General features: G+C 61.0%; 4 protein-coding genes and 1 pseudogene. 4 read left to right on the top strand and 1 reads right to left on the bottom strand.

All coding sequences use genetic code 11. The annotated features are described in order from the left end of the window. Nucleotides 1-189 (top strand): annotated as a pseudogene (locus J7360_RS21040) (hypothetical protein); the annotation flags it as partial. Nucleotides 190-206: 17 nt separating this feature from the next. On the opposite strand, the gene J7360_RS21035 reads toward J7360_RS21040, so the two are convergent. Then, the gene (locus J7360_RS21035) at nt 207-908 is read right to left on the bottom strand and encodes an NYN domain-containing protein (protein WP_209034773.1); all 702 of its coding nucleotides are present in this window, start codon (nt 906-908) and stop codon (nt 207-209) included. Nucleotides 909-1,207: 299 nt separating this feature from the next. On the opposite strand from J7360_RS21035, the gene J7360_RS21030 reads away from it, so the two are divergent. From J7360_RS21030 to J7360_RS21020, 3 genes are all read left to right on the top strand, one after another. Then, a complete protein-coding gene (locus J7360_RS21030; RefSeq protein ID WP_209034771.1) occupies nt 1,208-1,663 on the top strand; it encodes a hypothetical protein in 456 nt (151 codons plus the stop codon). Nucleotides 1,664-1,694: 31 nt separating this feature from the next. Further along, the gene (locus J7360_RS21025) at nt 1,695-1,874 is read left to right on the top strand and encodes a hypothetical protein (RefSeq protein WP_209034769.1); all 180 of its coding nucleotides are present in this window, start codon (nt 1,695-1,697) and stop codon (nt 1,872-1,874) included. Nucleotides 1,875-2,033: 159 nt separating this feature from the next. Then, complete coding sequence (locus tag J7360_RS21020; RefSeq protein ID WP_209034767.1) at nt 2,034-2,489, top strand: hypothetical protein; 456 nt, start codon at nt 2,034-2,036, stop codon at nt 2,487-2,489. Nucleotides 2,490-2,703 lie beyond the last annotated feature (214 nt).

Raw genomic sequence — 2,703 nt, 5'->3', positions numbered from 1 at the left:
AGGCTTGTCGAAGCGTTCAACTTTCCTAACGGTCTACCCTCGGATCAGGATCTCTCCGGGGTTGATTTGGCCGATGGAGATGCCGAGGTTGCCCCCGGCGTTTCGATGCGTCAGATGGCGAAAGAGGCCTATCGCTGTGGAGACGATGCAGAGGCAGAAAAAATGCTTCGGCGCATCCTTGCCGCCTAGTCGTTGGTGAGTGAGGCTCACCAGTGACCAGGCTTGTCGATCGGCTTGCCAGCCTTGCGAACGCGCTCGGGAAGCTGCGCTGCGGCCAGCTCGCCATCCAAAATGTATTGCCGGGTCCAGTCAGCGCGGCTCGACAGCGAGACGCTGACTCTTCTGTCCGACTCACCATCGACCGGCGGCCTGCGTGGCGTGACGACGCCTAGAACGATGCTTGGGAAGTCTTCGCGGATCGCTGCAAGGACCGGCTCGATATCGCTATCGTTGGAGCACACCACCAGCTGCTGATAGCGCGCCGACGCGGCATCCCGGTACATGGCCAGCGCCAGGTTCACATCTGTCTGTTTCTCTTCGAGCTTCCAGACCCGAACCCGGCGCGCTCGATCATACGGCTGGCCGCTGACAAACTCCGGCAGAAGAGTTCCCCCTTTGTCCCAGCTGTGCTTGCCTAATGTCGTGGTGAATCGTTGCGGGTGAGTGTGTGCTAACGCGCGCAAGTACGCTGCTTGCGTTTCCGAGGCCTGCTTGTGGGTCGCAAACCGACCCAGCGCCGGCGCCGTGAAATACCGGACATGCAGCAGATCGGTGGTCGGATCTTGGTCATGCAGGAGGCGATCGAACAGTGCAACGACATCAAGCCACTTAAATGCGGTCCCACGGATGCGCCCGTAGTACAGGTTGTAGCCATCGATGTAGACGGCAGTGGCTTTGTCGGTTGTCACGAGGAGCTTCCTGCGGACATGAAAAAACCGCCTTGCGGCGGTTTTTTCGTCCCAAGCCGTTACCCAATTGAATGAGGCGACAAGGGAGGAGTGGTGCGGCTAGCCTAACCGATACGCCCGGGCGATGCAAGGATGCATAAAACCCGTCACGCGATTGCCCGACCGCCCTGCTGGTCACGGAGGCACCGCGCCACTGCGTGGAATCTCGTGTTATGTGCGCTGCCGCCCTCGCCGCGAGAGCACTTGCAGTGCAGCTTGCAAAGCTTGATCATCAAACATCCATGTTTGATGCCTCGATCATGACATCGCCCATCTCCATCACCACCCTCGCCGCCCTGGCCAGTGCCGGGGTGCTGCGCACCGTGCAGCTGGTCGGCCAGGTCGGCGGCTATACGGTCATGGTGCGCATGGGCCAGGTCGAGAAGCAACTGACCGGCCAGCGCGGCGAACCGCGCGTGTTTGCCTCGCTCGACACCGCCGCCGCCCAGCTGCTGGCGCTGGGCGTGACCGTGTTCGAGGTGCTGCCGGTGGGCTACGTGCGCGCGCCCAAGGTCTACCGCCGAGGGCGGCCGGCCGCGTTGAAGGAGTTGGCCAAGCTCCAGCGCCCGGGCAAACCCGCCAAGCCGGCCAAGAAGTCGGCCGGCGCGGCGGTGGCCACCGCCGCGAAGATCCTGCCGAGCGATCGGGCGCAACTGAAATTGCCTGGCCTGCCGCGCACCCGCAAGCCCGCCCGCACCGCTGGTGCCGGCGCATGAGAACTGACCAACGCATTCAATGGAGCGTGCCATGACACCTGATCTACCACCGCATGTCTTTATCGGCGCTCTCGTGGCGCTGGTGTTGCTGCTATATCTGCAAAAGCGCAGGGGCTGGATCAACGGAACCCAGTTCTTCGGCTACACCATGCTGTCCATGGCATGTTTGTCAGCATTGGCCGTCTACATCCGACTGTTCTTTTCGGAGTGATAGCGCAAAGCTGCGCGGTCGTCGTTCTCGCTGACGGTCTCGCCGACCGCCAGGCCGGTCGTGGCAACGCATGGGCCAAGCTCGCCACAGCGCGTGCTAAAAGCGCTCAGACAGCCGATTCTTTCAACTCCAAATAAGCACGAACCAGGGAGGTTCAAAGTGCCACTTAAACCCGATTCCTTTGTCATCGCCAGAGCCACCGATCTGCTTCCCGGCGCCATCTTTACGACGGGCGGAAATTGGTTCATGCACGCTCTGGTTTTCAGAAACTACGCGCCCGCACACGCCGCTGTCGCGCTGACGTTCAAAGGAGCGACCACTTTTATTCGAGGCGAAATGGGTGTGACCCTTGCACCACGTTTGAAGACGGATTTTCGTGTTATCGGACCGATCCAAGGGCCGGGCACGCCGCCGCCCGCATCGATTGCGTGGACCGATGCTGACGAACCGGTCATCGTCGCGGAAGAGTCGCTAATCACGTTTGCCGGCGCCGAATCGAGTGCGATCAACAGGCATGAAGGGTTTTATGCCACCCATTGGGGGGTGTGGGTGCTCGATGCGGAAGGGAAAGAGGTTGACCGCGAGCCGCTGTTTGTCGTTGGCGCCGAGGCGTAACACACACTGCGCCGGTTGCAGCACTATCGCTGTAACGTTGCAATCGGCCCGGGCAAATCTGTGCCGTCTTCTAGCGCCCGTTGGATGACTTTCTGCCAGTAGCTTTCAAGCTCGGCAATGTCGATGTCTTCGCGGGGTGTGGCGATGCAGTTGCGGCCCCCGCAGCATGGGCAGAACGGGTCGGTTCCTTTGCAGTGTCAACAACAACTTCAAA

Source organism: Xanthomonas sp. D-99 (genome assembly GCF_017746145.1).
In the GTDB taxonomy this organism is placed as follows: Bacteria; Pseudomonadota; Gammaproteobacteria; order Xanthomonadales; family Xanthomonadaceae; genus Xanthomonas; species Xanthomonas cissicola.
The sequence above is the reverse complement of the archived record's forward strand: the minus strand, read 5'-3'. Positions and strand labels throughout refer to the sequence as shown.